General features: G+C 62.5%; 23 protein-coding genes. 3 read left to right on the top strand and 20 right to left on the bottom strand.

What is annotated here, in order from left to right:
- Positions 1-301: 301 nt before the first annotated feature.
- The 9 genes from NKJ01_RS32020 to NKJ01_RS31980 form a co-directional block, all read right to left on the bottom strand.
- Positions 302-1,420, bottom strand: a complete 1,119-nt coding sequence (locus tag NKJ01_RS32020) for a branched-chain amino acid ABC transporter substrate-binding protein (protein WP_352734272.1) — start codon at positions 1,418-1,420, stop codon at positions 302-304.
- A gap of 137 nt (positions 1,421-1,557) precedes the next feature.
- Positions 1,558-1,905, bottom strand: coding sequence for a DUF6867 family protein (locus NKJ01_RS32015; RefSeq protein WP_023758603.1), 348 nt, complete (start codon positions 1,903-1,905; stop codon positions 1,558-1,560).
- A gap of 112 nt (positions 1,906-2,017) precedes the next feature.
- Complete coding sequence (locus NKJ01_RS32010; RefSeq protein ID WP_352734270.1) at positions 2,018-2,746, bottom strand: ABC transporter ATP-binding protein; 729 nt, start codon at positions 2,744-2,746, stop codon at positions 2,018-2,020.
- Positions 2,746-4,296, bottom strand: coding sequence for an ATP-binding cassette domain-containing protein (locus tag NKJ01_RS32005; protein ID WP_352734268.1), 1,551 nt, complete (start codon positions 4,294-4,296; stop codon positions 2,746-2,748). Before NKJ01_RS32005 ends, NKJ01_RS32010 begins: the two co-directional genes overlap by 1 nt.
- Positions 4,296-5,891 carry a high-affinity branched-chain amino acid ABC transporter permease LivM gene (livM, locus tag NKJ01_RS32000; protein WP_023758600.1) on the bottom strand — a complete coding sequence of 532 codons (1,596 nt, stop codon included), beginning with the start codon at positions 5,889-5,891 and terminating at the stop codon, positions 4,296-4,298. Before livM ends, NKJ01_RS32005 begins: the two co-directional genes overlap by 1 nt.
- Positions 5,892-5,895: 4 nt before the next feature.
- The gene (locus NKJ01_RS31995) at positions 5,896-6,798 is read right to left on the bottom strand and encodes a branched-chain amino acid ABC transporter permease (protein WP_023758599.1); all 903 of its coding nucleotides are present in this window, start codon (positions 6,796-6,798) and stop codon (positions 5,896-5,898) included.
- A gap of 334 nt (positions 6,799-7,132) precedes the next feature.
- Positions 7,133-8,134, bottom strand: a complete 1,002-nt coding sequence (locus NKJ01_RS31990; RefSeq protein ID WP_352734266.1) for a 4-hydroxyproline epimerase — start codon at positions 8,132-8,134, stop codon at positions 7,133-7,135.
- Between the two features lie 32 nt (positions 8,135-8,166).
- Positions 8,167-9,504 carry an NAD(P)/FAD-dependent oxidoreductase gene (locus NKJ01_RS31985; RefSeq protein WP_352734264.1) on the bottom strand — a complete coding sequence of 446 codons (1,338 nt, stop codon included), beginning with the start codon at positions 9,502-9,504 and terminating at the stop codon, positions 8,167-8,169.
- Positions 9,505-9,559: 55 nt separating this feature from the next.
- Complete coding sequence (locus NKJ01_RS31980) at positions 9,560-10,453, bottom strand: dihydrodipicolinate synthase family protein (RefSeq protein ID WP_352734262.1); 894 nt, start codon at positions 10,451-10,453, stop codon at positions 9,560-9,562.
- Between the two features lie 111 nt (positions 10,454-10,564).
- Here NKJ01_RS31980 and NKJ01_RS31975 point away from each other — a divergent pair, with 111 nt between their 5' ends.
- Complete coding sequence (locus NKJ01_RS31975; RefSeq protein WP_352734260.1) at positions 10,565-11,215, top strand: GntR family transcriptional regulator; 651 nt, start codon at positions 10,565-10,567, stop codon at positions 11,213-11,215.
- A 23-nt stretch (positions 11,216-11,238) separates the two neighbouring features.
- Here the strand turns inward: NKJ01_RS31975 and NKJ01_RS31970 are convergent, their stop codons facing one another.
- Positions 11,239-11,544, bottom strand: coding sequence for a hypothetical protein (locus tag NKJ01_RS31970; RefSeq protein WP_023758594.1), 306 nt, complete (start codon positions 11,542-11,544; stop codon positions 11,239-11,241).
- Between the two features lie 244 nt (positions 11,545-11,788).
- A complete protein-coding gene (locus NKJ01_RS31965) occupies positions 11,789-13,285 on the bottom strand; it encodes a CoA-acylating methylmalonate-semialdehyde dehydrogenase (protein WP_352734258.1) in 1,497 nt (498 codons plus the stop codon).
- Positions 13,286-13,503: 218 nt separating this feature from the next.
- On the opposite strand from NKJ01_RS31965, the gene NKJ01_RS31960 reads away from it, so the two are divergent.
- Positions 13,504-14,385 (top strand): LysR family transcriptional regulator, encoded by an 882-nt coding sequence (locus NKJ01_RS31960; protein WP_352734256.1) that lies wholly within the window; start codon positions 13,504-13,506, stop codon positions 14,383-14,385.
- A 138-nt stretch (positions 14,386-14,523) separates the two neighbouring features.
- Here the strand turns inward: NKJ01_RS31960 and NKJ01_RS31955 are convergent, their stop codons facing one another.
- The 8 genes from NKJ01_RS31955 to rsfS all read right to left on the bottom strand — a co-directional run bounded on the left by NKJ01_RS31955 (position 14,524) and on the right by rsfS (position 22,731).
- Positions 14,524-15,780, bottom strand: coding sequence for a D-amino acid dehydrogenase (locus tag NKJ01_RS31955; protein ID WP_352734254.1), 1,257 nt, complete (start codon positions 15,778-15,780; stop codon positions 14,524-14,526).
- An 89-nt stretch (positions 15,781-15,869) separates the two neighbouring features.
- Positions 15,870-17,009: an alanine racemase gene (gene alr / locus NKJ01_RS31950; protein ID WP_352734252.1), complete on the bottom strand. Its 1,140-nt coding sequence runs from the start codon at positions 17,007-17,009 to the stop codon at positions 15,870-15,872.
- Positions 17,010-17,027: 18 nt separating this feature from the next.
- The gene (locus NKJ01_RS31945; RefSeq protein WP_352734250.1) at positions 17,028-17,552 is read right to left on the bottom strand and encodes an RNA pyrophosphohydrolase; all 525 of its coding nucleotides are present in this window, start codon (positions 17,550-17,552) and stop codon (positions 17,028-17,030) included.
- A gap of 37 nt (positions 17,553-17,589) precedes the next feature.
- Positions 17,590-18,771, bottom strand: a complete 1,182-nt coding sequence (locus tag NKJ01_RS31940; protein ID WP_352734249.1) for a divergent polysaccharide deacetylase family protein — start codon at positions 18,769-18,771, stop codon at positions 17,590-17,592.
- Positions 18,772-18,965: 194 nt separating this feature from the next.
- On the bottom strand, positions 18,966-20,297 hold the full coding sequence (locus NKJ01_RS31935; protein WP_023758587.1) for a S41 family peptidase: 1,332 nt from the start codon (positions 20,295-20,297) through the stop codon (positions 18,966-18,968).
- A complete protein-coding gene (locus NKJ01_RS31930; protein WP_352734247.1) occupies positions 20,298-21,635 on the bottom strand; it encodes a murein hydrolase activator EnvC family protein in 1,338 nt (445 codons plus the stop codon).
- Between the two features lie 179 nt (positions 21,636-21,814).
- The gene (rlmH, locus tag NKJ01_RS31925) at positions 21,815-22,297 is read right to left on the bottom strand and encodes a 23S rRNA (pseudouridine(1915)-N(3))-methyltransferase RlmH (RefSeq protein ID WP_352734245.1); all 483 of its coding nucleotides are present in this window, start codon (positions 22,295-22,297) and stop codon (positions 21,815-21,817) included.
- Between the two features lie 56 nt (positions 22,298-22,353).
- On the bottom strand, positions 22,354-22,731 hold the full coding sequence (gene rsfS / locus NKJ01_RS31920; RefSeq protein ID WP_023758584.1) for a ribosome silencing factor: 378 nt from the start codon (positions 22,729-22,731) through the stop codon (positions 22,354-22,356).
- Positions 22,732-22,972: 241 nt separating this feature from the next.
- Here rsfS and NKJ01_RS31915 point away from each other — a divergent pair, with 241 nt between their 5' ends.
- On the top strand, positions 22,973-23,824 hold the full coding sequence (locus NKJ01_RS31915) for a mechanosensitive ion channel family protein (protein ID WP_352734243.1): 852 nt from the start codon (positions 22,973-22,975) through the stop codon (positions 23,822-23,824).
- A 73-nt stretch (positions 23,825-23,897) separates the two neighbouring features.
- Here NKJ01_RS31915 and NKJ01_RS31910 read toward each other — a convergent pair whose 3' ends face one another.
- Positions 23,898-24,485 (bottom strand): nicotinate-nucleotide adenylyltransferase, encoded by a 588-nt coding sequence (locus NKJ01_RS31910; RefSeq protein WP_352734274.1) that lies wholly within the window; start codon positions 24,483-24,485, stop codon positions 23,898-23,900.
- Positions 24,486-24,657 lie beyond the last annotated feature (172 nt).

Below are 24,657 nucleotides of genomic sequence, written 5' to 3'. Positions count from 1 at the left end.
GACCTATGCCCGATTATCAGCAGCCGTCGCCTGAGCGGCCCCGATCCACCCTCCCGCCAACAGCCAAGGAACCAGCGCCGAACCAACACCAACCCGCTCCAAGCGGCGGACATCCCTTGCCCGCAGCTCAAGCGCCTGCAAAATCGCTGCCGCCAGCCTCGCGCCGAAAGACTGTGTGAGATATCCGGGCTAAGGGCCCGGACTGCATTGGTCTGCCGGCCTCGATGGAGAGGCAACAGGGTAAAAGTAAAATGCCCGGCGCGAAGCGCCGGGCATCTGTAAAGCTTGGAGACTGACGAGCTTACATCTTCTGGATGTAGGTGTACTTGCCGTCGTCGCCCTTCTTCCATTCGTACATGACGTAGCCGGGCAGCGTCGGGTCGCCCTTGGCGTCATAGGACAGGTCGCCGAGCACGGTCTTGAACGGGCCGTTTTCATGCAGCGCCTTGGCAACTGCCTGCGGGTCGTTCGACTTGGCAGCGGTCGCTGCTTCGGCGAGCGCCTGTACGGCGGCGTAGGAGTAGAGCGTGTAGGCTTCCGGCTCGAAGCCTTGCGCGCGGAACTTCTCGACGAGTTCCTTGTTGGCGGGGATCAAGCGCGGGTCCGGGCCGAACGTGTTGAGCGTGCCCGCAACCGCGTCACCCGCGATCGAAGCCAGCTCGTTCGACACGATGCCGTCGCCGGAAACCAACGTCGCCTTGAGGCCCTGGTCGGCCGCCTGGCGGATGATCAGGCCGGCTTCGGTGTGCAGGCCACCCCAGTAGATGATGGTTACGCCGGCTTCCTTCATCTTGGCGATCAGTGCCGAGAAGTCCTTGTCGCCGACATTGATGCCTTCATACATGACTTCCGTCAGGCCCTTGGCATTCATCGCCTTCTTGGTTTCGTCGGCAAGGCCCTGACCGTAGGTGGTCTTGTCGTGCACGACGGCGATCTTGGCGTCCTTGAAGTTCGCGGCGAGATAAGCGCCGGCGATGCTACCCTGCTGGTCGTCGCGTCCGCAGGTGCGGAACACGTTCCACAGGCCGCGCTCGGTGAACTTCGGGTTGGTGGCAGCCGGGGTGATCTCGACGATGCCGTTTTCCGCATAGACTTCCGATGCCGGGATCGAGACGCCCGAGTTGAAGTGCCCGACCACGAACTTGACGCCGTCGCCGACGAACTTGTTGGCAACCGAGATGCCCTGCTTCGGATCGGAGACGTCGTCGCCGACTTCGAGCTTGATCTGCTCGCCATTAACGCCGCCCTTGGCATTGATGTCGGCGACAGCGGCTTCCGCACCCTTCTGAAGCTGCGCGCCGAAGGCGGCGTTCGGGCCGGTGATCGGACCGGCTACGCCGATCAGGACGTCAGCCCACGCGCTGCCGCCGAACGCGACCAGCGCGGTCAGGGCGACGGCGGACAAAAGTGACTTTTTCATTTAAACGCTCCCATTAACGGAGTGGGCGTGGATGAAGCTTTCATGCGATGCCCACCCTTATCGCAGAAAGCATAGTTTGCCGATTTTCAGGCACTTGTCACGCCGATTCAATTTCGATGCGGCGCTAATGATGAACGTCAACCTTTCGGTTTCCAGCTCAAGATTGAAGCTCTTTCGTAGAGCCAATTATATTGCGTCACCATCTGGTTGGTGCGCGTGTATTGAAAGCCGACAAAACCGAGTATCATAAGCACGATTGTATCGACGACATAGTATTGCAGCGAGAACATCGTGCCGCCGAACAGCGCGTGATGGATGAAGCGGATGCCGATGCCAAGCCCCAGCATATAGGCAAACAACTGGACGAAGCTGCGCCATGTCTGGGCACTGGCCTTGCCCGTCATCCACGCCGCCCAGCCGCCGAGCAGACAGGTGACGAAGAAGAACTGCCAGATCGAGGGTTCCTCATAGAGAATGCCCTGCATGATGAAGCCTCCTTAGCATGATCCCGAAAGGTTGCAGACTTTTCGGACAAGGATCATGCGACAAACAAACAATTTGGAGCGGAACACCGAACGCACACATTCCGCTTCAAATTCAGTGATGTCCGCCCTCGAGATAGGCGGCGCGCACTTCCGGATTGGCGAGCAGTTCCTTGCCGGTGCCACTCATCGTCACATTTCCGTTGACCATGACATATCCCCGCGTGGCGAGTTTCAGCGCGCCGAAGGCATTCTGCTCGACCAGGAACACGGTAAGCCCTTGGGTGCGGTTCAGTTCGCGGATCGCGTCGAAGATCTGCTTGACGATCAGTGGCGCCAGACCCAGCGATGGTTCGTCGAGCAAAAGCAGCTTCGGCCGTGCCATCAGCGCGCGTCCGATCGACAGCATCTGCTGCTCGCCGCCCGACAGCGTGCCGCCGCGCTGGGCTATGCGCTCCTTCAGCCGCGGGAACAGCTTGAACACCTTCTCGACGTCCTCGTCATAGTGTTTGAGGTTGTCGAGGCTGGCGCCCATCTGCAGGTTTTCCATCACCGTCATGCGCGGAAAGATGCGCCGGCCTTCGGGCGACTGCGCAATGCGCATGCGCGCGATCTCATGCGTCGGCAATTGGGTGATGTCGGTGCCGGCAAAAGTGATGGTGCCGCCGCGAGCCCGCGGGGCGCCGAAAATGGTCATCATCAGCGTCGACTTGCCGGCGCCGTTGGCACCGATCAGCGCAACGATCTCACCTTCCTTCACGGTGACATCGACGCCGTTAAGCGCACGGATATTGCCATAGTAGGTCTGCACGCCCTTGATATCGAGCAGCGTTGTCCCGGCCATCACTTGCTCCCCCCGCGCTTGCCCGCCACAGGCTTGGCAGCAGTTTTTCCGGAAGCATGGCTGGTCGCCACCTTGCCCGCATCGACGCGGCGCGAGAATTCCGTGTCTTTGCCCTGGCTGAGCAGCCTGGCCTGCTTGACCCATTCCTCACGTGCGATGCGTCCGTCAAAGGCGAGATAGGCTTCGGCGGCCTCGACGTCGGCCTTTTTCCATGCGCCGATCTGGTCGAAGTGGAAGATGCCGTGATCGTTGAGCTTCTTCTCGTTGACCGAACCGATGCCCTTGATACGGGTCAAATTGTCGGCCTTGCCGCCGCGAGGAGCTGGCAGCCGGTTGGAGATTCCTCCTGCCGCCGCCGCAGGCGCCTTCGCGGCAGGGACCTTGGCTGCCCGCTTGGTCGGCTCAGTCGACTTCACCGCCGTTCCGGCTGCCGCCTTTGGTGCCGCTTTCGGAGCAGGCTTTGCCTTCGCCGCCGGAGCGCGAGGCGCAGTCGGCACCGCCGCCGGCGAGGCCGCCTTGTCTGCCGCGGCGAGCGATTTTGCGTCGACCTGACCGGCCTTTGACGCGCCTTTGGCCACCGTGACCCGCTCGCCCGAACTGTGGCCGACCGTGTCGGTCACCGGCCCGGCGAGATACGATGATGATGTTCCCGGGCCGTGTGCCGCATCCGGTCCCGTATCGAGCTGTTCGATGACGTCTTCGTCGCCGACTTCAGTCAGCACCGACTCGACGTCCTCGTCGTCGACGCCGAGATAGGCTGCGATGACGCGCGGGTCGGTACGCACCGACTGCGGGCTGCCGTCGGAGATCTTGCGGCCATATTCCAGAACAACGACATGGTCCGAGATCTGCATGACCACCGACATATCGTGCTCGATCAACAGGATCGAGGCGCCTGATGTGTCCTTGATGTCGATCAACAGTTCGTTGAGCGCCGCCGATTCCTTCGGATTGAGTCCGGCCGCCGGCTCGTCGAGGCACAGAAGCTCCGGCCCCGTGCACATGGCGCGCGCAATCTCGAGGCGGCGCTGCGCACCGTAGGGCAGATCGCCGGCCGGATCGTCGGCGCGATCGACAAGATCGGCCTTCTCCAGCCAATGCTTGGCCAGATCCACCGATTCGGCCGAGGCCCTGCGGTAGCCGCTGAAGCCGAACAGGCCCAGGATCGTATAGCCCGAGGCCTTCATCAGCTTGTTGTGCTGCGCGACCAGCAGGTTCTCCAGCAGCGTCATGCCCGAGAACAGGCGGATGTTCTGGAAGGTGCGCGCCACCTTGGCGCGTGCCGGGATCTCATGGTTGGGCAGGCGTTCGAGCAAATAGCTCGAGCCGTCGTTCCGGTTAAGCGTGATCATGCCTTCCGACGGCTTGTAGAAGCCGGTGATGCAGTTGAACACGGTGGTCTTGCCGGCACCGTTGGGTCCGATCAGCGCGGTGATTTCACCGCGCTTGGCGACGAAGGACAAGTCGCCGATGGCGACCAGGCCGCCGAACTTCATCGACAGATGCTCGACCTGCAGGATGGCCTCGTTCATGGACGGATTCGCGTTCATCAGCCGTGGCCCTCCTTGGTGAAGGAACCTGAAACCGACCTTCGCTCCTTGAGAAAGGCGGTCGGCTCTCGACTGCCGACGAAGCCGCGCGGTTTCCACAGCATGACGATGACCATGGCCATGCCGAACAGAAGCATGCGGTAGAGTTCGGGTGTGAAGTCCGGCCCGAATATCTGCTTGAGGAAGTCGAGTTCGCGCAGCGCCTCGGTCCCGCCGATCATCACCATCGCGGCAACCGCAATTCCGACCAGCGAGCCCATGCCGCCGAGAACGACGATCGCCAGGATGATGGCCGATTCCAGGAAGACGAAGGATTCCGGGCTGACGAAACCTTGCCGCGCGGCGAAGAAAGAGCCGGCGAAGCCGCCGAACATGGCGCCGGTGGCAAAAGCGGTCAGCTTGGTGGTGGTGGTGTTGATGCCCAGAGACCGGCAGGCGATCTCATCCTCACGCAGCGCTTCCCATGCGCGGCCGACCGGCAGGCGGCGCAGCCTGATGGTGACGAAGGCGGTGAGCAGGCACAGGCCCAGGATCAGATAATAGAGGAAAATCTTGTAGTACGCACCCGACTGGGTGATGCTCAACACTTTGGCGATGTAGTTCGAGTCCGACACGTTGAACGACATCAGTCCGAAGAAGCTGACCTTGGGAATGCCGGAAATGCCGGCCGAACCGTTGGTCACTTCGCGCCAGTTGATGAGCACCAGGCGGATGATCTCGCCGAAAGCCAGCGTCACGATAGCCAGATAGTCGCCACGCAGGCGCAGCACGGGGAAGCCGAGCAGCACGCCCCAGAGGGCGGCCATGGCGCCGGCGGCCGGCAACAGGATCCAGAACGACAGGCCGAAATGCGTGGCGAGAAGCGCATAGGAATAGGCGCCAAGTGCATAAAAGGCGACGTAGCCGAGGTCGAGTAGGCCGGCGAGGCCGACAACGATGTTCAGACCCCAAGCCAGCATCACATAGATCAGGATCTGGATGCCGAAATTATCGACCCATTTCAGCGAACCCTGCAGGCCTCCGGCAATCGACCAGGCGTTCAGCGACAGCACCGCCACCACGAGGATCGGATAGAGCACCAGCGCCGTGACGCCCAATTTGGTGAAATTGGCATGAATGAAGGCGCGGAAGTAATAGATCACGCAAGCCAGCAGATAGATGACCGCGAGCGCGCGCAGGAATTGCAGATAGCCGGCCGGTTCTGCTCCGACCCATCCAGCGAGAGAATTGTTGAAAACGAACAGCAGCACCGCGGCGATGACGGCCGCGATGAAGGCCGGCAACTGGAAGAAGCGTGATGCGACGCTGCTCGGCAACAGGCCGGTGGCAACATCGGCGATCTTCTGGTTGGCCAGGAAGGGCTGGCCATAGGCGACATAAAGAAACCGCCCGACAGCCGTGGCGATGACCACTGCCGCAAGCAGGCCCCAGCGCGCGGTCAGGACCAGTTCATTGGAAATGTTCTGACCGGTCTTCAGCCCGATGAACAGCACGAACAGGCCAAGCGCAATGGCGCCGGCATAGAAGGCTTCCTTGAGGGCGCGTTGGACAGGGGTGGCGACGACGTCGCGCTCCGGAGATACGGTGACGGCCATGGTCTCAGACCTTTTCGACTTCTGGCCGGCCCAGTATGCCGGAAGGCAGGAAGATCAGCACGATCGCCAGGATCGAGAACGCCGCGACGTCCTTGTAGTCGATCGAGAAATAGGCCGACCACATGCTCTCGATGAAGCCGATCATCAGCCCGCCGAGCACCGCGCCCGGCAGCGAACCGATGCCGCCCAGCACCGCTGCGGTAAAGGCTTTCACGCCGGGCGTGAAGCCGTCCGAGAAGGCGATGACACCGTAATACATCAGGAACAAGGTCCCGGCGACGGCGGCAAGCGCCGCACCCATGATGAAGGTGATCGAGATAGTGCGGTCGACATCGATGCCGAGCAGCGCCGCCATCTTGCGGTCCTGCTCGCAGGCGCGTTGCGCTCGGCCAAGCGAAGTCCTGTTGACCAGGTACCAGAACAGCACCAGCAGCAGCGCCGTGACGATGACGATGATGATCTGCTTCAGCGACACGCTGATGCCGCCGATGTTGTAGACTTGACTGACCATCGGCGGGATCGGCTTGTTGCGCGGCCCCTGTGTCACTTGGACGAAGTTCGACAGCGCGATCGACATGCCGATCGCGGTGATCAGCGGCGCCAGCCGGAACGAGCCGCGCAATGGCCGGTAGGCAACCTTCTCGATCGTCCAATTGTAAAGGCTGGTGAGCAGCATCGCCACGATCATCATGAGCAGCAGCGCCAGCACCACGGGCACCGAATAGAACAGCGCGCCTAGAGCGAGGAAGACGATCAGGGCCGTGAAGGCACCCACCATGAAAATGTCGCCATGAGCGAAGTTGATCATGCCGATGATGCCGTAGACCATCGTGTAGCCGATCGCGATCAGCCCATAGATCGATCCCAGCGTCAGCCCGTTGATAAGCTGCTGGACAAAGTACTGCATGTGTACGTGGCTCCCCTGGAATGTCGCCCATGCAGACGCATTCCTTTTCGTATTTCCCCTAGTCGTAAAGTTTCGAGCCCGGATTGCAACGTCATTTTTCAATCGTCGTGCGTGTTTTGCCGACACGCCGTCTGATTGCCCGTTTTTCCGTATCCGACCCCTGGACTATCGCGGACCCTACCATTGGCATAACGCAATGTCTTTGACGATTCGACCGCATCATGCGCCTCGTTTCGAAGAAATCGCCGTCAAAATTAGGTGATGAGAAGAATCGTTGCGTTACTGACATAGTCCGTTTTTCGTTCCGCTCCTTTCCGTTGGGTCACGTTTCCCTTCACTTGACCACAAAACCATGCGCGAACGGATCGCGATCGTCGATGAAAATGGTGTTCAATCCGGTCATTCGCGCCCAGCCACCGATCGAGGGAACAATGGCCGGTTTGCCCGCGACGGTGACGTCCTTTTCGACCTTGCCCTTGAACAGCGAACCGATGATCGATTCATGAACGAAGCTGTCGCCGGCCTTGAGTTTGCCCTTTGCATGAAGCTGCGCCATGCGCGCCGAGGTGCCGGTGCCGCAGGGTGAGCGGTCGATCGCCTTGTCGCCGTAGAACACGGCGTTGCGGGCGTCGGCCTCGGGGTTGGTCGGCGCGCCGGTCCACAGCATATGCGACAGCCGGTTGATGCCAGGGTTCTCGGGATGCACGAAGGAATATTTCTCATTGAGCCGCTGCCGCACCACCGGGCTCCAGGCGATGAAGTCGCCGGCCGAATGGTCGGCCATGTCGCGATAGTTCTTCTGCGGCTCGACGATGGCGTAGAAGTTGCCGCCATAGGCTACATCGACGGCGATTTCGCCGAGCTGCGGGCATTCGACCGTCAGCCCTTCCGCATAGAGGAAAGACGGCACATTGGTGATGCGCACCTCCTCGACATAGTCGCCGACCTGCTTGTATTCGGCGATGACCAGGCCGGCCGGCGTTTCGAGTCGAAGCACCCCCGGCGTCCTCGGCTTGATCAGCCCGTGCTCGATTGCCATCGTTACCGTGCCGATGGTGCCGTGGCCGCACATCGGCAGGCAGCCGGAGGTCTCGATGAACAGGATTGCGATGTCGCAATCCTCGCGCGTCGGCGGATAGAGGATCGAGCCGGACATCACGTCATGGCCACGCGGCTCGAACATCAGCCCGGTGCGGATCCAGTCATACTCGGCTAGAAAATGCGCTCGCCGTTCCATCATCGTCGAGCCCTGCAGCAGCGGGCCGCCACCGGCGACCAGCCGCACCGGGTTGCCGCAGGTATGGCCGTCTATGCAGAAGAAGGATTTCTTGGCCATCACGCTCCTCGAAAAATCAAAACCCACGAAAATCAAAACCGATGTGGACTGAAGGGGGCCAGATCGATCGGCGGAGTCTGCCCCAGGACGAGTTCCCGGATCAACCGTCCGGTGGCTGCTGCCTGGGTCAAGCCGAGATGGCCGTGGCCGAAAGCATAAACCACCGACCGGTTTCCGGATGCATGACCGATGACGGGCACTGAATCCGGCAGCGAGGGACGGAATCCCATCCATTCGCGCCCGCCTGAGGGATCGAGCCCCGGCAGAAATTTCTGCGCCTTCTGCAGCAGCGCCTTCGACCTGTTGTAATTGGGCGGTCGCTCGATGCCGCCGAGTTCGACGGCACCGCCGACGCGCAGCCCCGTTTCGAGCGGCGTGATGACGAAGCCATGTCCGGAAAAGATCAGCATCCGCTTAACGTCGAAGGCGCTCGTCGGCAGCGTCGTGTTGTAGCCGCGCTCGGTTTCAAGCGGAATGCGATCGCCGAGTTGCCTCGCCAGCAGATGCGACCAGGCGCCGGCGGCGATGACAAGATGCCTGGCTTGCCTGGTCGTGCCGTCGGCCAATGTCAGCGCGGCACCTTCCGGATTGGTCGCAACGCGCTCGATCCGAGCGATCTCAAAGCGAGCGCCCTTGGTTTGTGCATGGGCCCACACCGCTTTTCCGAGCAGTTTCGGGTCGGCGATCGTCTTCCATCCCGGCACGAAAGTGCCCTTGACGAAGCGCGGTGAAAGCCCCGGTTGCAAGGCGGCGAGTTCCTCCCGCCCGACATGGCTAAAGCCGATGCCGAAGCGCTCGCGCGTCGCCCAGCCGGGCAACCCTGCCTGAAACTCGGCCTCGCTTTCGTAGAGTTCGAGCGAACCATCCTCGCGCAGCATCCCTCGCGTGCCGGAGCGATCGAGCAGGCCCATCCATTCCGCTTCGGCGAGCTTCATCATGCCTGCCTGAGCGGCAAGGCTCGCCTCGTATTTCCCCGGCGCACCGGCACGCCAGAAGCGGATCAGCCAAGGCAGAAGTTTCGGCAGATAGGCGGGCGGAATGCTGAGCGGGCCGAGCGGATCGGCCAGCCATTTCGGCAGCTGCCGCATCATGCCCTTATGCGCCAGCGGCAGTACGTCGGAGAAGGCGAAGGCAGCGGCGTTGCCGGAGCTCGTCTCCTCGCAAATGCCGGTCCGATCGAAGATCGTGACCTTGCGTCCCGCCTCGGCCAGAGCCGCGGCGGCGCAGACACCGATGATGCCGCCACCGACGATGGCGACGTCTTCCGCTTCTCCCTGTTCAAAGGGCGAAGGTGCCCGAAGGGCGGATGAGGGTAGGCGCCCCGTTTCCGGCGACTTGGAATTTCCTTGCACGTGGGTGCTGCCCTTCATCTGGCTGCCGCCATCTTTCCCCGTGGACGGCAGCGCCGTCCGGGAGAAGAAAGCCTCAGAACTGCGGCAGTGTCGGCCGAACCGCCAGTGCGTCCTTGACGATCTTCTCGACTGCCTTGCGGCGCTCGCCCGACAGCGGCTGTCGCGGCATGCGCACGCGATCATTGCTGTCGATCGCGAACACTTCGGCAAGCTTGATGTTCTGCACCAGATAGGTCGATACGTCGAGATCGAGCAGCGGCCGGAACCAGCGGTAGATGGCGAGTGCCTCTTCGCGGCGGCCCTGCTTCATCAGTTGGTAGATGGCGACTGTCTCGCGGGGGAACGCGGTGACCAGTCCGGCCACCCAGCCGATGGCGCCGACCGACAACGCCTCGAAGGCCAGATTGTCGACCCCGGTAAACAGGTCGTAGCGAGTGCCCAGGCGATTGATGATCTCGGTAGAGCGGCGGATATCGTCGGAGGACTCCTTGATGGCGACGAAGCGCTTGTCCGACGCCAGTTCCTCCATTTGGTCGACAGTGACATCGACCCGATAGGCAAGCCGGTTGGAGTAGATCATGACCGGCAGGTCGCCGGCCTCGGCTACGGCACGAAGTGCGGCGACGGTCTCTTCTGCATTCGTGTGGTAGATCGGGCTCGGCACCACCATAAGCCCGTTGGCGCCTTCTTTCGCGGCACGCCTGGCGATGCTGGCGGCCTCGCGGGTTCCAGCCTCGTTGACGGTCAGCAACACCGGCTTCTTGCCCGCAACTTTCTGCGCGGTCTTCAGCACCTCGATCTTCTCGTCAGGCGACAGCATCGGTCCTTCGCCGAGCGATCCGCAGACGATGATGCCGTCGCAGCCGGCCTCCATCTGCAGGTTGAAGCAGCGCTCCATCTCGGCATGATCGAGACGATCATCCGTGGTGAATTTGGTCGTGACAGCGGGGAAAACTCCGGTCCACATGATTATGTCTCCATCTGATATATCAGCCATATATCTGTCAGGAAACCGTCTGTCAATACGGATTTGGCTATGATATATTTTAGATATATCAGGAGACAGGCTTTGATATCCATGGAAGCGAGCACCACAACCGAGCCGGCGGCTACCAAGGCCTATCATACACTCGAGCATATGATCGTCACGCTCGAGCTGGCTCCTGCTAGCTTCGTCACCGAGGGCACCCTGATCGAAAGGCTCGGGCTCGGCCGCACGCCGGTACGTGAGGCGATCCAGCGGCTGGCCTGGGAAGGATTGCTCGACGTGCGCCCGCGCGCCGGCATCGCGATCGCTCCGCTACATCCCGGCGACTGGCTGCGCGTGCTCGATGCGCGCCGCGGCGTCGAGGTGGTCCTGGCCCGCTCGGCCGCCCGCTTTGTCAGTCGCGAAGCCGCCGATCTGTTTCACGAAGCAGCCCTTGCCATGCAAAAGGCAGTCATCGCGGGCAACGTGCTTGCCTTCATCCAGGCCGACAAGGCGCTCGACGAAGCGCTGGCGCTGGCCGCCGACAACCCGTTCGCTGCCCGCCTGGCCGCACCCTTGCAGACCCACAGCCGCCGTTTCTGGTTCCGCTACAAGGCCGACACCGGTCTTGCTGAATCCGCTGAACATCATGTCGCACTGATCCGCTCGATCCTCGACGGTGACGAAGAGGCCGCGGCCAAGGATGCCAAACGGCTGATGGCGCTGCTGCGCGGTCATGCCGAGGCCGCGGCGACACGGTAAAACAATCGAACCGCCCGGTTGGCTTAGGTGCCCGGCAAATTGGCGGTGATCGTTGGGCTGTCCCAGCCTTCGCCTATGGACAGGATGCAGCTCTGGCCCTTTGTATCGGACGCCAGAACTGTCCAGCTGCCTTGCTCGGAAACAAAAATCTCGAGAACCACGCTAGGATTGATGAGGCCGCGTCCTGCTTCGACTTCGTGGAACTTCTCGCCGAGCGCCTTGATCAGATCAACTCGCGATGCGCATTGTCCAGCAGCACTAGCGTGCGGGGCAACGGCTGGTATCGCAAGCGACGCCAAGATCATCGTCGCCACAAGACTTCGTGTCATCTGACACCTCCTCGCGCCAGACGGGGACCCCGGCTGCCACCGGCGCTGTTGATTGGCCTGCAACCTACGCAGGAATACAAGCTAAGGCGGATGGCGCCCGCTTGGTTCCATCACATTAGCGATTTTGCGGACAAGGCCGCGGCCAGAATGCAGAAAGACCCGGCCGCCTCGGCCGGGCCTTCGATGCCGGATATGCCGCGCCCCCGCGGCTTAGGCGAGGGCGCACAAGCGGAAAATCGTCCGGCTAGTTCATGGTCGGGATGACGAATTCGGCACCATCCTTGATGCCTGACGGCCAGCGCGAGGTCACTGTCTTGGTCTTGGTGTAGAAGCGGAACGCGTCCGGCCCGTGCTGGTTGAGGTCGCCGAAGGAAGATGCCTTCCAGCCGCCGAACGTGTAGTAGGCGATCGGCACCGGGATCGGCACGTTAATGCCGACCATGCCGACCTGGACCCGCGAGGCGAAGTCGCGCGCGGCATCGCCGTCACGGGTGAAGATGGCGACGCCATTGCCCATCTCGTGGTCGTTGGCGAGCTTGATCGCGCTTTCATAGGTCGGCGCGCGCACCACCGAGAGCACCGGCCCAAAAATCTCTTCCTTGTAGATGCGCATATCGGCGGTCACGTTGTCGAACAGGCAGCCGCCCATATAGTAGCCGTCTTCATAGCCCTGCATGGAGAAGCCGCGGCCGTCGACGACCAGCTTGGCGCCTTCCTTGACGCCGGTGTCGACATAGCCCTTGACGCGTTCCAGTGCCTGCGCCGTTACCAGCGGGCCGAAATCTGCGGAAGAGTCGGTCGAAGGACCGACTTTCAGGCTCTCTACGCGCGGAACGAGCTTTTCCATCAGCCGGTTGGCGGTGTCGTTGCCGACCGGTACGGCCACCGATATCGCCATGCAGCGTTCGCCGGCCGAGCCATAGCCGGCGCCGATCAGCGCATCCACGGTCTGGTCCATGTCGGCATCGGGCATGATGATCATGTGGTTCTTGGCGCCGCCGAAGCACTGCACGCGCTTGCCCGCGGCGGTGCCGCGCGAATAGATGTAATGGGCGATCGGCGTCGAGCCAACAAAGCCGATGGCCTTGATATCGGGATCGTCGAGGATGGCGTCGACGACATCCTTGTCGCCATTGACGACGTTGAGGATGCCCGCAGGCAGGCCGGCTTCGAGGAACAGCTCGGCGATGCGCATCGGCACGCCCGGGTCCCGCTCCGACGGCTTCAGGATGAAGGCGTTGCCGCAGGCGATCGCCGGCGCGATCTTCCACAGCGGGATCATCGCCGGGAAGTTGAACGGCGTGATGCCGGCGACGACGCCGAGCGGCTGGCGCATCGAATAGACGTCGATGCCGGGGCCGGCGCCGTCGGTGAACTCACCCTTCATCATATGCGGCGCGCCTATGCAGACCTCGACCACTTCGAGGCCGCGCTGGATGTCGCCCTTGGCGTCGGCGATCGTCTTGCCGTGCTCGCGCGCCAGGATGTCGGCCAGTTCGTCATAGTCGCGGGCAACGAGTTCAAGGAATTTCATCAGCACGCGCACGCGCCGCTGCGGGTTGGTAGCTGCCCATTTCGGCTGTGCAGCCTTGGCATTCTCGACAGCCGCGCGCAATTCCGCCTGCGAAGCCAGTGCCACCGTGCCGCGCACGGAGCCGTCCATCGGCTGCATCACATCCTGCTTGCGGCCGCTGGTCCCGGCGACATGCTTGCCGCCGATGAAATGACCGTAGTCGATCATGATCTCTCTCCCTTGTTTGTGATGGCCCATTGTCCGCCTTTGCAGCGGCGATGGCAACGCGAGGGAGAACGCAACCGTTGTGCGGGAAATAGATAACAATTGACGGGCGAGCATCAATTCCCGCAAATGGCGGGATGCAATTGCTGCTGTACGGATTAAGAGATTGAGTTCCTTCGCCGCAGAACGCAGCATCGGCAACTGTCATCTGGACCATCCCCATGAACTGGGATGACGTCCGCATCTTCCTGGCCGTGGCGCGCGCCGGCCAGATCCTTGGCGCGGCCAAACGGCTGGAGCTCAATCACGCCACAGTCTCGCGCCGCATCGCCGCGCTCGAGGATGCATTGCGGACAAAGCTATTTCGCCGCTTGACCACCGGCAGCGAGTTGACGCCGGCCGGCGAGCGCTTTCTCGACATTGCCGAGCGTATGGAAGGCGACATGATCGCCGCGCGCTCAACGGTTGCCGGCGAAGGCGACGACGTTTCCGGTACGGTGCGCATCGGCGCGCCGGACGGGTTTGGCGTTGCCTTCCTGGCCAAGCGCCTCGGCGCGCTGACCGCCCTGCACCGCGAACTGACGATCCAGCTTGTGCCGGTGCCGCGTTCCTTCTCGCTGTCGCGCCGCGAAGCCGACATCGCGATCACCGTCGAGCGGCCGACCGAAGGAAGGCTGGTGGCGGGGAAGCTGGTCGACTATTCGCTCGGGCTGTTTGCCTCGCGTGACTATGTGCAAGTGCATGGTTTGCCCAAAACCGCCGCCGAACTCGGCCAACACACCCTCATCGGCTATGTGCCGGACCTCATCGTCAGCCCCTCGCTCGACTACGCGGCCGAGTTCAGCGCCGACTGGCGCACCAGCTTCGCCATCTCCTCCGCACTTGGCCAGGCCGAGGCGGTGCGGTCGGGCGCCGGCATCGGCATCCTGCACACCTTCGTCGCCCGTTCGATGCCGGAATTGGTGCCGGTCGATGCGGTCGCACCCATCCGTCGCGCCTACTGGCTGGTCTATCACGAATCGGTCAGGCCGCTGCGCCGCGTCCAGATCGTTGCCAGCTTCATCACCAAGGCAGTGGAGCGGGAGAGAAGCCTGTTCACCTGATTTTGCAAAACCGATCAAAACCGATAAAGCAAATCCGCCATCTAGGGCGGGTCGAGCACGAACGAATTCACCACACGCCCAACCTTGTCTGCCAATGGCGCCCATTCGACTAAGACTGGGTCCGGCAGTCGTTCTGATCTATCGCAGATAGCGCTCCTGCGCGAGGTCGCGGACGTCGATGTCCGGCACCCGACTCGAGATGATGTCGGCCAGCACCTTGCCCGAGCCGCAGGCCATGGTCCATCCGAGCGTGCCGTGGCCGGTGTTGAGATAGAGATTGGACAGCTCAGTGCGGCCGATCAGCGGCGGACCGTCCGGCGTCATCGGCCGCAGCCCGCACCAGAAGGTCGCGTCCCGCATCGCGCCGGCGCCCGGAAAGAGATCACCGACCGAGTGCTCCAGAGTGCGGCGCCGCGATTCATGCAGCCTGAGGTCGAAGCCGGAAATCTCCGCCGTACCGCCAACCCGGATGCGGTTCCCGAGGCGGGTGATCGCCACCTTGTAGGTCTCGTCCATCACCGTCGACACCGGTGCCGCGGCGGCATCCTTGATCGGCACGGTGATGGAATAGCCCTTGACGGGATAGACCGGGATCGGCCGTTTCACCCGGCGCATGAACCCTGCCGAATAACTGCCCAGCGCCATCACATAGGCGTCGGCGGATTTCCAGCCCTTGCTGGTGCTGAGATTGGCGATGCGGTTTCGGCTGCGGATGACACGCCAGATCGTCACGTCGTATTCGAACTTGACGCCGCGCGCCACGCAAAGCTCGGCCAGCCTGTCGGTGAACATCTTGCAGTCGCCGGTCTCGTCGTGCGGTAGCCTGAGACCGCCGACGAACTTTTCGCGCACCCCGACCAAGCTAGGTTCGGCCGCGATGCAGCCATTCTGGTCGAGGATCTCGTAAGGCACGCCATACTTCTTGAGCACCTCGACATCGCCGCCGGTGCCGTCGAGCTGTTTTTGCGTACGAAACAGCTGCAGCGTGCCCTGGGTCCGCTCGTCATAGGCGATGCCGGTCGCTTCGCGCAGCGCCTTCAGCGTGTCGCGGCTATATTCGGCCAGCGGCACCATGCGCGCCTTGTTGATCGCATATCGCTCGGCCGTGCAGTTGCGCAGCATCTTGATCAGCCAGGTCCACATATGCGGATCGAAGGCCGGCCGCACCACCAGCGGGCCATGCTTCATCAGCAGCCATTTGATCGCTTTCAGCGGAACGCCGGGTCCGGCCCAGGGCGAGGCGTAGCCGGGCGATATCTCACCGGCATTTGCAAAGCTGGTTTCCAGCGCCGGGCCTTTCTGGCGGTCGAGCACCGTCACCTCGTGGCCGGCTTCGGCGAGAAAATACGCCGTGGTCACCCCGATGACGCCACCGCCCAGCACCATGATCTTCATCGTACAACACTCCACGGCGGCGCCCAAACCGGTGCCATCTTCTGTCTGCCGGATTCTGTGGCGCCCGCCAAGAGGCTACACGCCAAGCGTTAGCTATTGAGATATCGCCGATGAAAGCGCGGGCCGAGGCTGGTCAATATCTCGTAGCCGATGGTGCCGGCATGGCCGGCAGCGTCGTCGACGCTTTGCGAGGGACCGAGCAGTTCGACGAGATCACCCTCGCGTAGCTTGCCGGACGGCAGAGCGGAGATGTCGAGAACGATCGAATCCATCGATACCCGCCCGAGGAAGGGCAGGCGCGCGCCATCGAACCAGGCCGCGGAGGCCGCGCGCCGGTGCCAGCCATCGGCATAGCCCAGCGAGATCGTCGCGGCAGCAAGCGGAGCCGTCGTTTGGAACATGTGGCCGTAGCCGATACCGACGCCGGCCTCCAGCATGCGTGTCTGGACGACCTTGGCCTCCAGCCGCACCACAGGCAGCATCGGGTTCGGCCTGGCCGGTGTCGGATTGATGCCGTAGAGCGCGGCACCAGGGCGTGCGAGATCGTAGTGGAAGCGTTGTCCCAGGAAGATGCCGGACGAATTGGCGAGCGAGGCCGGCGCCTTCGGCAACAGTGCGCGCAGCCGCTCGAATGCCAGCCGCTGTCGCTCATTGGCCGGCTGATCCGGCTCGTCGGCGCAGGCCAGATGGCTCATCACGAAACGGATGTCTATGCCGTCGAAGGCATGCGGATCGGCGGCAACGTGCTCCACATCCCCGGGCGCCATGCCTAGTCGCGACATGCCGCTGTCAACCTGGATCGCGGCCGGGAGTTTTCGGCCGGCGCGGCGAGCCGCCGCACGCAAGGCCGCCAATTGCCCCGCGCTGTTGACGACAGCGCTAAGCTCTGCCGCCACGGCGTCAGCCTCGGCTCCGGGCGGAATGCCGTTCAGCACGAAAATCGCGGGGCCCGGCCCAATTGAGCGGCGCAAGGCGACGCCTTCCCCCAGAAGCGCGACGAAGAAGGTGTCGCAGCCTTCGCGCAGCAGCGCCGCCGCGACCTGGCTCGCGCCTACGCCGTAGCCGTCAGCCTTAAGCACACCGGCACAGCCAACATCGCCCAAACGCGCTTTCAGCCGCCGGTAGTTTTCACGGATCGCGACGAGATCGATGGTGAGGACAGCCCCGGCCGCCACTTCGCTTATGGCGGTGACCTCTTGGGGCAGCGACCTTTGGCGGGCGTCGTTCATGGCATTCAAACCAGCTCCCTACTCTTGCACCAGATGCCGGAACGCCGCCACCACGTCCTCATAGACATGGCGCTTGAACGGCACGATCAGGTCGGGCAGATCCCGCATCGGCCGCCAGGCCCATTTGTCGAATTCGGCGGTATGGCCACCCGGTGGTGGGTTTATCTGGATCTCGCTGATATCGCCGTGGAAGCGGAAGGCGAACCATTTCTGCGTCTGCCCGCGATATCGGCCCTTGAAGGCGATGCCGACGAGATGGGTCGGCAAATCATAGTTGATCCAGTCCGGCGCCTCGGCCAGCAGCGAAACGCTGCGCATGCCGGTCTCTTCATAGAGCTCGCGCTCGGCCGCCTGCAACGGCTCCTCGCCCTTGTCGATGCCGCCTTGCGGCATCTGCCAAAGCTGCGTCGTGCCGGCAAATTCGCTATCCGGTTCCGCAATGCGGTGCCCGACCCAGACCAGGCCTTCGGCATTGAGGATCATCAGCCCGACGCAGGGACGATACGGCAGCGTTTCGCGGTCGATTCTTTCTGTCTTTGCCATCAATCAGTCTTTCGGTCGTCGTCCACGCAGGACGTCGCTAGCCTTTTTGCGGGTCAATCGCCACCGCTGAAATCGGCACGATCTCGATGCCGCGCTTCTTGGCCTCGATGACCCAGGACGACACCGTGTCGACCGTCATGTCGAAGGCCGAACCGATGCCGACGGCAGTGCCTTTGGCCCGCGCGGTCGCTTCGAGACTGTCCAGTTTCTTCAGGATTTCGCCGCGATCCTGCACCGCATCGATCGCCATGTCGCCGGAGACGAAGGGTACGCCGTCCTTCAACGCCAGGTCGGGTGCCAGGCTGCGCACCGACGAACCGTCATCGATATAGGCGAGGCCGCGTTTGCCGAGCTCGGCCATGAACGGCTCCATCGCCGCCGCATCGGCGGAGAAGCGCGCGCCCATGTAGTTCATGACGCCGGTGTAGTTGGTCGTCCGCGACAGCGCCCAGTGCAGGTTCTTCAAATTCTCGTCCGCGCTTGCCGCCACCGTCAGCGTGTCGCGGCCGGGATTGATGTTGGGATAGTCGAACGGTTCGAGCGGCACCTGCATGACGATCTCGTGGCCGCTTTGCCGGGCCGCCTGCATCCAGCGGCCGATGCTGTTGCCTTGCGGCGCGAAGGCCAGCGTGACTTCCGCCGGGAGCTTGGCGATGGCCGCCTGGGTGCCTGTCTGCGACACCGCGAGCCCGCCGATGACGATCGCCACCCGCGCGCCGCGTCCGCCCGACCAGGGCCGCGCATAGACGTCGAACGGGCGTCGGCCATCGGTGGCGCGCATAGGCAAAGGCCCGGTTTCGCTGGCTTCGATCAGCGCCTTGTCGGGAATATGTGCGATCTTCAGGTTCTGGCCGATGGTCGACGGGTCGTGAATGACGATCGCCGCCTTGGGCGGGCCATCGCCCTCTTCCGTCTGAACATGGATGATCTGCGGCCCGCCTGTCTTTGCCGGCGTGTCCGGCTTTGGCGTCGCCACCGGGACCAGTGCGGCCGGCACGGCAGCGGGTTCGGCCGCCGCTGCTACTTTCGGCGTCGAAACGGCAACTTCTTGCGGCTTTCGAAACGGCTTTTCCCTGAGCGCGATCGCGCCGGACACGCCGACCACAGCCAGCATGGCCAAGGCCGCCAAGACCGTGCCGCCGCTGACCTTGCCGGCGGCGCGCGGCGACCGGGCAGCCTGTCCGAGCGGGCGTTCGATGTCCTTGCCTATGTCAGCCAAGCCTAATCCCCGGGCGCATGGCTTCGAAGACGAAACCGTTTTGAAAAGACATGCGCGAATTCATAATCCTGGCGCACCCCTGTCGCCGTGTTGGGGCTTTGCCTTGCCCCCGAATCAAACTGCCGGAACCTTTCGGTCCCGGCAGCATCGCATTGCTTCCATCGGGCAGCCAGACCTGTTGTCGGCAGCACCGCTTACTGGTTGAGAACGGCCTTCTGCGGATTGGGCGGGAAGGACGGATCGGTCTTCTGGCCGCGCAGCAGCTGCTCGGCATAGATGAGCTGCAGATCGTCCTTCGGATCCGGCGGCACATAGGCCGCCGAGCCCGAACCGGTCTTGCTCTCGTCGGCGCCCTTGATATGGCCCTTGAGATCGGATTCGCCGCGCGTCAGGTCCCTGCCCTGCAGTTCCGGCGGCAGCGGCTGATCGACCTTGATGTCGGGCGTGATGCCCTTGCCCTGGATCGATTTGCCGGACGGCGTGTAATAGAGCGCCGTCGTCAGCCTGAGTGCGCCATTCTCGCCGAGCGGAATGATCGTCTGCACCGAACCCTTGCCGAAGGACTGCGTGCCGACCACCGTGACACGGCGCAGGTCCTGCAACGCACCAGCGACGATTTCCGACGCGCTTGCCGAACCGCCATTGACCAGGACGATCATCGGCTTGCCGTTGATGTCGTCGACCTGCTTGGGCTTGGCGTCGAAGCGGGTGACGTCCTTGGGATCGCGACCGCGCGTCGAGACGATCTCGCCACGGTTGAGGAAAGCATCGGACACGCTCACCGCCTGGTCGAGCAGACCACCCGGATTGAGGCGGAGATCGAGAACGTAACCCTTGAGCTTGTTGTCCGGCACCTGCTTCTTGATCGTGTCGATAGCGTTCTCGAGGTCGTCATACGTCTTTTCGGTGAAGGAGGTGATCTTCATGTAGCCGATGTCATTTTCGACCCGGAACTTGACCGCCTTGACCTTGATGATGTCGCGCACGACCGTCAGTTCGATCGGCTTGTCGGCGCCCTGGCGCAGGATGGTGAGCTTGATCGGCGTGTTGACCAGGCCGCGCATCTTGTCGACTGCGTCGTTGAGGGTCAGACCGCGAACCTCTTCGCCGTCGATCTTGGCAATATAGTCGCCGGCCAGCACGCCTGCCTTGGCGGCCGGTGTGTCGTCGATCGGCGTGATCACCTTGACCAGATCGTTCTCCATGGTGACCTCGATGCCGAGGCCGCCGAACTCGCCCTTGGTCTGGACCCGCATATCCTGCGCCTGCTCGGCGTTCATGTAGGAGGAGTGCGGGTCAAGCGAGGCGAGCATGCCGTTAATGGCGTTCTCGACCAGCGACTTATCGTCGGGCGGCGTCACATACTGTGCCCGTACCCGCTCGAAGATGTCGCCGAAGATCGCCAATTGCTTGTAGGTCTCCGACCCTGCAGCGTTCGCCGCCGAGCCGGGCGTACCATAAACAAGGCTCATCGCGGACGCGCCCATCAGCGCACCGGCAAACAGAAGCGACAGTTTCCGCATTATTCACGTCCTTCCAGATAAACGGTCCGCCCACCAAGGGGCCGGATCGACGGGTTTTCCATCCTTGCGAAACTCAACATAGAGCTCCGGCGTGGCATTTCCATTCTTCGAAACCGAGGTGCTCGCCACCCTGGCCTCTCCCATCGCGCCGATCGGCTCTCCTGCGAGCACTGATTGACCGGTCGCGACGCTGATTCTGCTCATCCCCGCCAAAACGACATGATAGCCGTCGCCTGCGTTAAGGATCAAGAGTTGACCATAAGAGCGAAACGGCCCCGCATAAAGCACATTTCCATCCGCCGGTGCGGTAACGATGGCTCCCGATTGTGTCGCAACCATGTCGCCAAGCATCATCGCGCCGTTACCGTCGTCGGTGCCGAATCGCCTTTGGATGCGGCCGGTCACCGGCAGCGCGATCTGTCCCTGCAACGCTGAAAAAGGCGCCGCGGCGGCAAGCCGGTTGCCTTCCGGCACCGGCAGCGACGCCGGTTCCGCCGGCGTTGACGTCTTGTCGGCGTCCGCCGTCTTCTGCTCGGCGGCCTTTGCCGCATCGGCAGCCTTGCGGGTCTTGTCGGCCTGAGCTTCGAGCGACGCGATCAATTCCTTCAAGCTGCCAGCCTTGGCCGCCAGCGCCTCGGATCGCTGCTTTTCAGCCGCCATTTGCGTTTGCGTGTCGGCTTCGAGCTTCTGTTTGGCTTCCAGCAGCATGCCAAGTCGCTTCTTTTCCGCCACCTGGTCGCCGACCGCCGCCGTCAGCCGCGCTCGCTCCGCCTCGATCGACGCCGTGACCTTGGTCTGCTCCTTGAGATCGGCCAACAGGCCATCGGTCTGCTGACGCAGTTCCGGCACCACGGCGCCAAGCAGGATGGCGCTGCGCACCGACGACAGCGCGTCCTCCGGCTTGACCAGGATCGCCGGCGGTGGGTTCAGCCCCATGCGCTGCAGCGCGCCCAGCACTTCGGCCAGCACGTCACGCCGAGACGCTAGCGAGACGCGGATCTTTTGCTCCTGACCCTTCAGCCCTTCCAGCCTTGCGCCGATGTCCTCTATGTCCTGGCCGAGCTTCTGCTCGGTCATCGCCGACTGGATCAGGGCTGCCGTGATCGAAGCGTGATCCTTCTTGATGGTCGCGATGTCGGCGGAGAGCTTGGCCAATCGTTCCGACGACAGCGTGATCTCCTTCGATACCCGTTCGTATTCGGCGCGGCTCTGGTCAGGATCGGGAGCCATGTCGAGCGTGTTCTCGGCCAGCCCCGCATGCAGCGACAGGACAAGCGCCGCCGCCGCGATGCCGCAGCGCGCGCGCCATGAGCCCGTTTTCGATTTCCAGCCTTCAGACATTCGGTGTCGACTCTATCTGCGGCTTCGTTAACGAACCATCAACCATGTTTGAAAGGCCCGTTTTCGAATGCATGCCGCCCAAAGTGGTCAGGTCCCGGAATGCGAAATGCAAAATACCAAAAGCCAGTCTTGCACGGCATTGGGGCGGAAATCCGGGTGAGTCGCGCCAATCCACCGGTTTACGAGCGATGATACGGATGTCCCGAAAGGATGGTTGCCACCCGATAAAGCTGCTCTCCCAGCATCACCCGCACCAATTGATGCGGCCAGGTCAGCAATCCGAACGACATCACCAATTCGGCCTGATCGCGCAGCGACTGGTCGTGGCCGTCGGCGCCGCCGATGGCGATGATCAGCGCCTTGCGGCCACCATCACGCAGCAGGCCGAGGCGGCCGGCGAAATCTTCCGAGGAAAAGCTCTTGCCGCGTTCGTCGAGCAGGATCAGTGCGGTGCCGGGCTGCAACTGCGTCTGCAGCTTCTGGCCTTCCTCGCGCCGCCGCTCGTTGGCGGTCTGACCGCGACTTTCGGTGATCTCGACAATGCCGGCGAATTCAAGTCCCACCGCCGGGCCGCTCTTGGCGAAGCGCTCGAAATAGCGGTCGGCGAGCAGCTTCTCGGGGCCAGCTTTCATCCGGCCCACGGCATGAACTGATATCTTCATCCTTGCCCCTATAAGCCGCTGATGCATGCGATGACATGCATCAAAACAAAGACGGCTTAGTGGAGGGTCTCTTCCTCGAGATCCGGCGCCTGCCACATCTTTTCAAGATTGTAGAATTCGCGGACCTCGGGGCGGAAGACATGAACGATGATGTCGCCCGAATCGATCAGGACCCAGTCGGCACCTGCCAAACCCTCGACGCGCGCCATGCCGAGCCCGGCATCCTTGAGCGCTTTGAGAAGATGATCGGCGACAGCCGAGACATGACGGTGCGATCGGCCCGAAGCGACGACCATGTAGTCGCCCAGACTCGATTTTCCCTGGATGTCGATGGAGACAATGTTTTCGGCCTTGGAGTCTTCCAGACTGGCAAGGACTGTCTTGATGGCACGGGACACGGCGTCGTCTACGCTGATCCTGGCCGGCGAAGGCATGATATCGGCCTTCTTCCGCAGTGCTGTTCTCAGTGTATTTCCTTTCGCAGCAAGAACAACCAAATCACCCTTAAAAGCAGGTGACGCCACTTAGATAGGCAGAGTTCCCTTACAGTTTCAAGACGCGACCTGCCTGGCACGAACGTATTCTCGGTCCTGTGGTTCCGCCGCACGCCGGAAAAGATCGGAACCCTCGCTTCCCGCACGGGTTATCGGCTGACCGACCAACCGGATTCTCAACATGCCGATCGACCCGCAAAACACACTTGCCGCCGTCCAGACCGGCCTCGCGCAACTGAGCACGCTGATCGTTTCATACTCATTCTCGGCCATCGGCGCCGTCATCCTTTTGGTTGTCGGCTACATCATCGCTGGGCTTGCCGAACGTTCGATCTTCGCCGGCCTCGGCCATATCCATGGATTCGACCAAACGCTGCGGCATTTCTTCTCCAAGATCGTCCGCTATGCCATCCTGATCCTCGTCACCATCATGGTGCTTGGCCAATTCGGCGTGCAGACGGCGTCGATCATCGCCGCCATCGGCGCCATCGGCCTGGCCATCGGCCTGGCGTTGCAAGGCACGCTGCAGAACATCGCCGCCGGCATCATGCTTCTGGCGCTGCGGCCGTTCCGCATCGGCGAATCCGTCGAGGTCGGTTCGATTGCCGGCACGATCGAGGAGATCGGCCTGTTCGCGACCAAGCTCAGGACCGCCGAAGGCGTCTATATCCTGGCGCCCAATTCGACGCTGTGGAATCAGCCAGTGCGCAACTTCACCCGCAATGGTGTGCGTCGCAGCGACATCACACTCTCCATCGGCTCCTGGAACGACATCGACCGCGCCCAGAAGACCTTGCTCGCCATTGCCGGCTCCGACCGGCGGGTGAAGCGTGACCCGGCGCCGATCGCTTTCGTCGCGACATTGGGCGACAACACCGTGTCGATTGCCTTGCGCTACTGGACATCTTCGGCGGACTTCTTCGCCACCCAAACCGACCTCACCAAGCGTGCCAAGCAGCAATTCGATTCGGAAGGCATATCGATTCCGCGGCCGCCACCGGAAGCGCCGGCGCCGGAGGCCCGCCGGCAATGATCGGCTGCCTGCTCAGGATTGCCCATGAAACGGGCAAAGGGAGCGATAAGAGCGACATGACAGGGTGTGCGACTCATCCCTTCGCCAGCTTGCGGATCGCGCTCGACGATAGCGACGAACGCGGGCCGTGAATGAAGGTCCAGGCCGGCGCCTTCATGCGGGCAAGCCTCGGCGCATCCCCTTCGTCGACGCGGGCGTAGTCGAAGGTCTTGGCGACGACAGACGACAGGAATGACAGCGTCGCGCCCGGGCGGTCGATGACGGCGATCGGGAAGGTCATGACGATCTCGCGCCAGCGCTGCCAGCGATGGAAATCGCGCAAACTATCCGCACCCATGATCCAGACGAAGTCGACGCCGGGATTGCGCGCCTTGACCAGCGCCAGCGCGTCGGCGGTGTAGCGCACATGATGCGCCGCCTCGAAAGCGGTGACCTTGATCTTGGGGTTCTTGGCGATCTGCTCTGAGAGTTGCAATCGCTCGCTCAACGGCGCCAGTTCGCCTGTGTTCTTCAGCGGGTTGCCCGGCGTCACCATCCACCAGAGCTGGTCGAGCGCCAGGCGCCGGAGCGCGATTTCGGCGACCAGAGCATGGCCTGCATGCGGCGGATTGAACGAGCCGCCGAACAGGCCGACGGCCAGCCCTTTCTCGGCATGAGGCATTTTGAGATAGTGGGAGGGGATTGCGGGTGGGGAAGGAGATAGCATTGCGCTAGGCGCCCCCCTCTGTCCTGCCGGACATCTCCCCCTCAAGGGCAGGGGAATCGCATATGAGTAAGAGTAAGTCTTGCGTTGAGTGGAAAGGTTGATTCTTTAGGGGCCTTCTCTTTGAAGA

The sequence above is a fragment of the Mesorhizobium sp. M0276 genome (genome assembly GCF_040321755.1).
In the GTDB taxonomy this organism is placed as follows: Bacteria; Pseudomonadota; Alphaproteobacteria; order Rhizobiales; family Rhizobiaceae; genus Mesorhizobium.
This window is presented reverse-complemented; position numbering and strand designations above follow the sequence as displayed.

Coding starts and splice junctions, on each gene's coding strand:
- NKJ01_RS32020 (WP_352734272.1), bottom strand. CDS start 1,420: ATGAAAAAGTCACTTTTGTCCGCCGTCGCCCTGACCGCGCTGGTCGCG.
- NKJ01_RS32015 (WP_023758603.1), bottom strand. CDS start 1,905: ATGCAGGGCATTCTCTATGAGGAACCCTCGATCTGGCAGTTCTTCTTC.
- NKJ01_RS32010 (WP_352734270.1), bottom strand. CDS start 2,746: ATGGCCGGGACAACGCTGCTCGATATCAAGGGCGTGCAGACCTACTAT.
- NKJ01_RS32005 (WP_352734268.1), bottom strand. CDS start 4,296: ATGAACGCGAATCCGTCCATGAACGAGGCCATCCTGCAGGTCGAGCAT.
- livM (WP_023758600.1), bottom strand. CDS start 5,891: ATGGCCGTCACCGTATCTCCGGAGCGCGACGTCGTCGCCACCCCTGTC.
- NKJ01_RS31995 (WP_023758599.1), bottom strand. CDS start 6,798: ATGCAGTACTTTGTCCAGCAGCTTATCAACGGGCTGACGCTGGGATCG.
- NKJ01_RS31990 (WP_352734266.1), bottom strand. CDS start 8,134: ATGGCCAAGAAATCCTTCTTCTGCATAGACGGCCATACCTGCGGCAAC.
- NKJ01_RS31985 (WP_352734264.1), bottom strand. CDS start 9,504: ATGAAGGGCAGCACCCACGTGCAAGGAAATTCCAAGTCGCCGGAAACG.
- NKJ01_RS31980 (WP_352734262.1), bottom strand. CDS start 10,453: ATGTGGACCGGAGTTTTCCCCGCTGTCACGACCAAATTCACCACGGAT.
- NKJ01_RS31975 (WP_352734260.1), top strand. CDS start 10,565: ATGGAAGCGAGCACCACAACCGAGCCGGCGGCTACCAAGGCCTATCAT.
- NKJ01_RS31970 (WP_023758594.1), bottom strand. CDS start 11,544: ATGACACGAAGTCTTGTGGCGACGATGATCTTGGCGTCGCTTGCGATA.
- NKJ01_RS31965 (WP_352734258.1), bottom strand. CDS start 13,285: ATGATCGACTACGGTCATTTCATCGGCGGCAAGCATGTCGCCGGGACC.
- NKJ01_RS31960 (WP_352734256.1), top strand. CDS start 13,504: ATGAACTGGGATGACGTCCGCATCTTCCTGGCCGTGGCGCGCGCCGGC.
- NKJ01_RS31955 (WP_352734254.1), bottom strand. CDS start 15,780: ATGAAGATCATGGTGCTGGGCGGTGGCGTCATCGGGGTGACCACGGCG.
- alr (WP_352734252.1), bottom strand. CDS start 17,009: ATGAACGACGCCCGCCAAAGGTCGCTGCCCCAAGAGGTCACCGCCATA.
- NKJ01_RS31945 (WP_352734250.1), bottom strand. CDS start 17,552: ATGGCAAAGACAGAAAGAATCGACCGCGAAACGCTGCCGTATCGTCCC.
- NKJ01_RS31930 (WP_352734247.1), bottom strand. CDS start 21,635: ATGTCTGAAGGCTGGAAATCGAAAACGGGCTCATGGCGCGCGCGCTGC.
- rlmH (WP_352734245.1), bottom strand. CDS start 22,297: ATGAAGATATCAGTTCATGCCGTGGGCCGGATGAAAGCTGGCCCCGAG.
- rsfS (WP_023758584.1), bottom strand. CDS start 22,731: ATGCCTTCGCCGGCCAGGATCAGCGTAGACGACGCCGTGTCCCGTGCC.
- NKJ01_RS31915 (WP_352734243.1), top strand. CDS start 22,973: ATGCCGATCGACCCGCAAAACACACTTGCCGCCGTCCAGACCGGCCTC.
- NKJ01_RS31910 (WP_352734274.1), bottom strand. CDS start 24,485: ATGCCTCATGCCGAGAAAGGGCTGGCCGTCGGCCTGTTCGGCGGCTCG.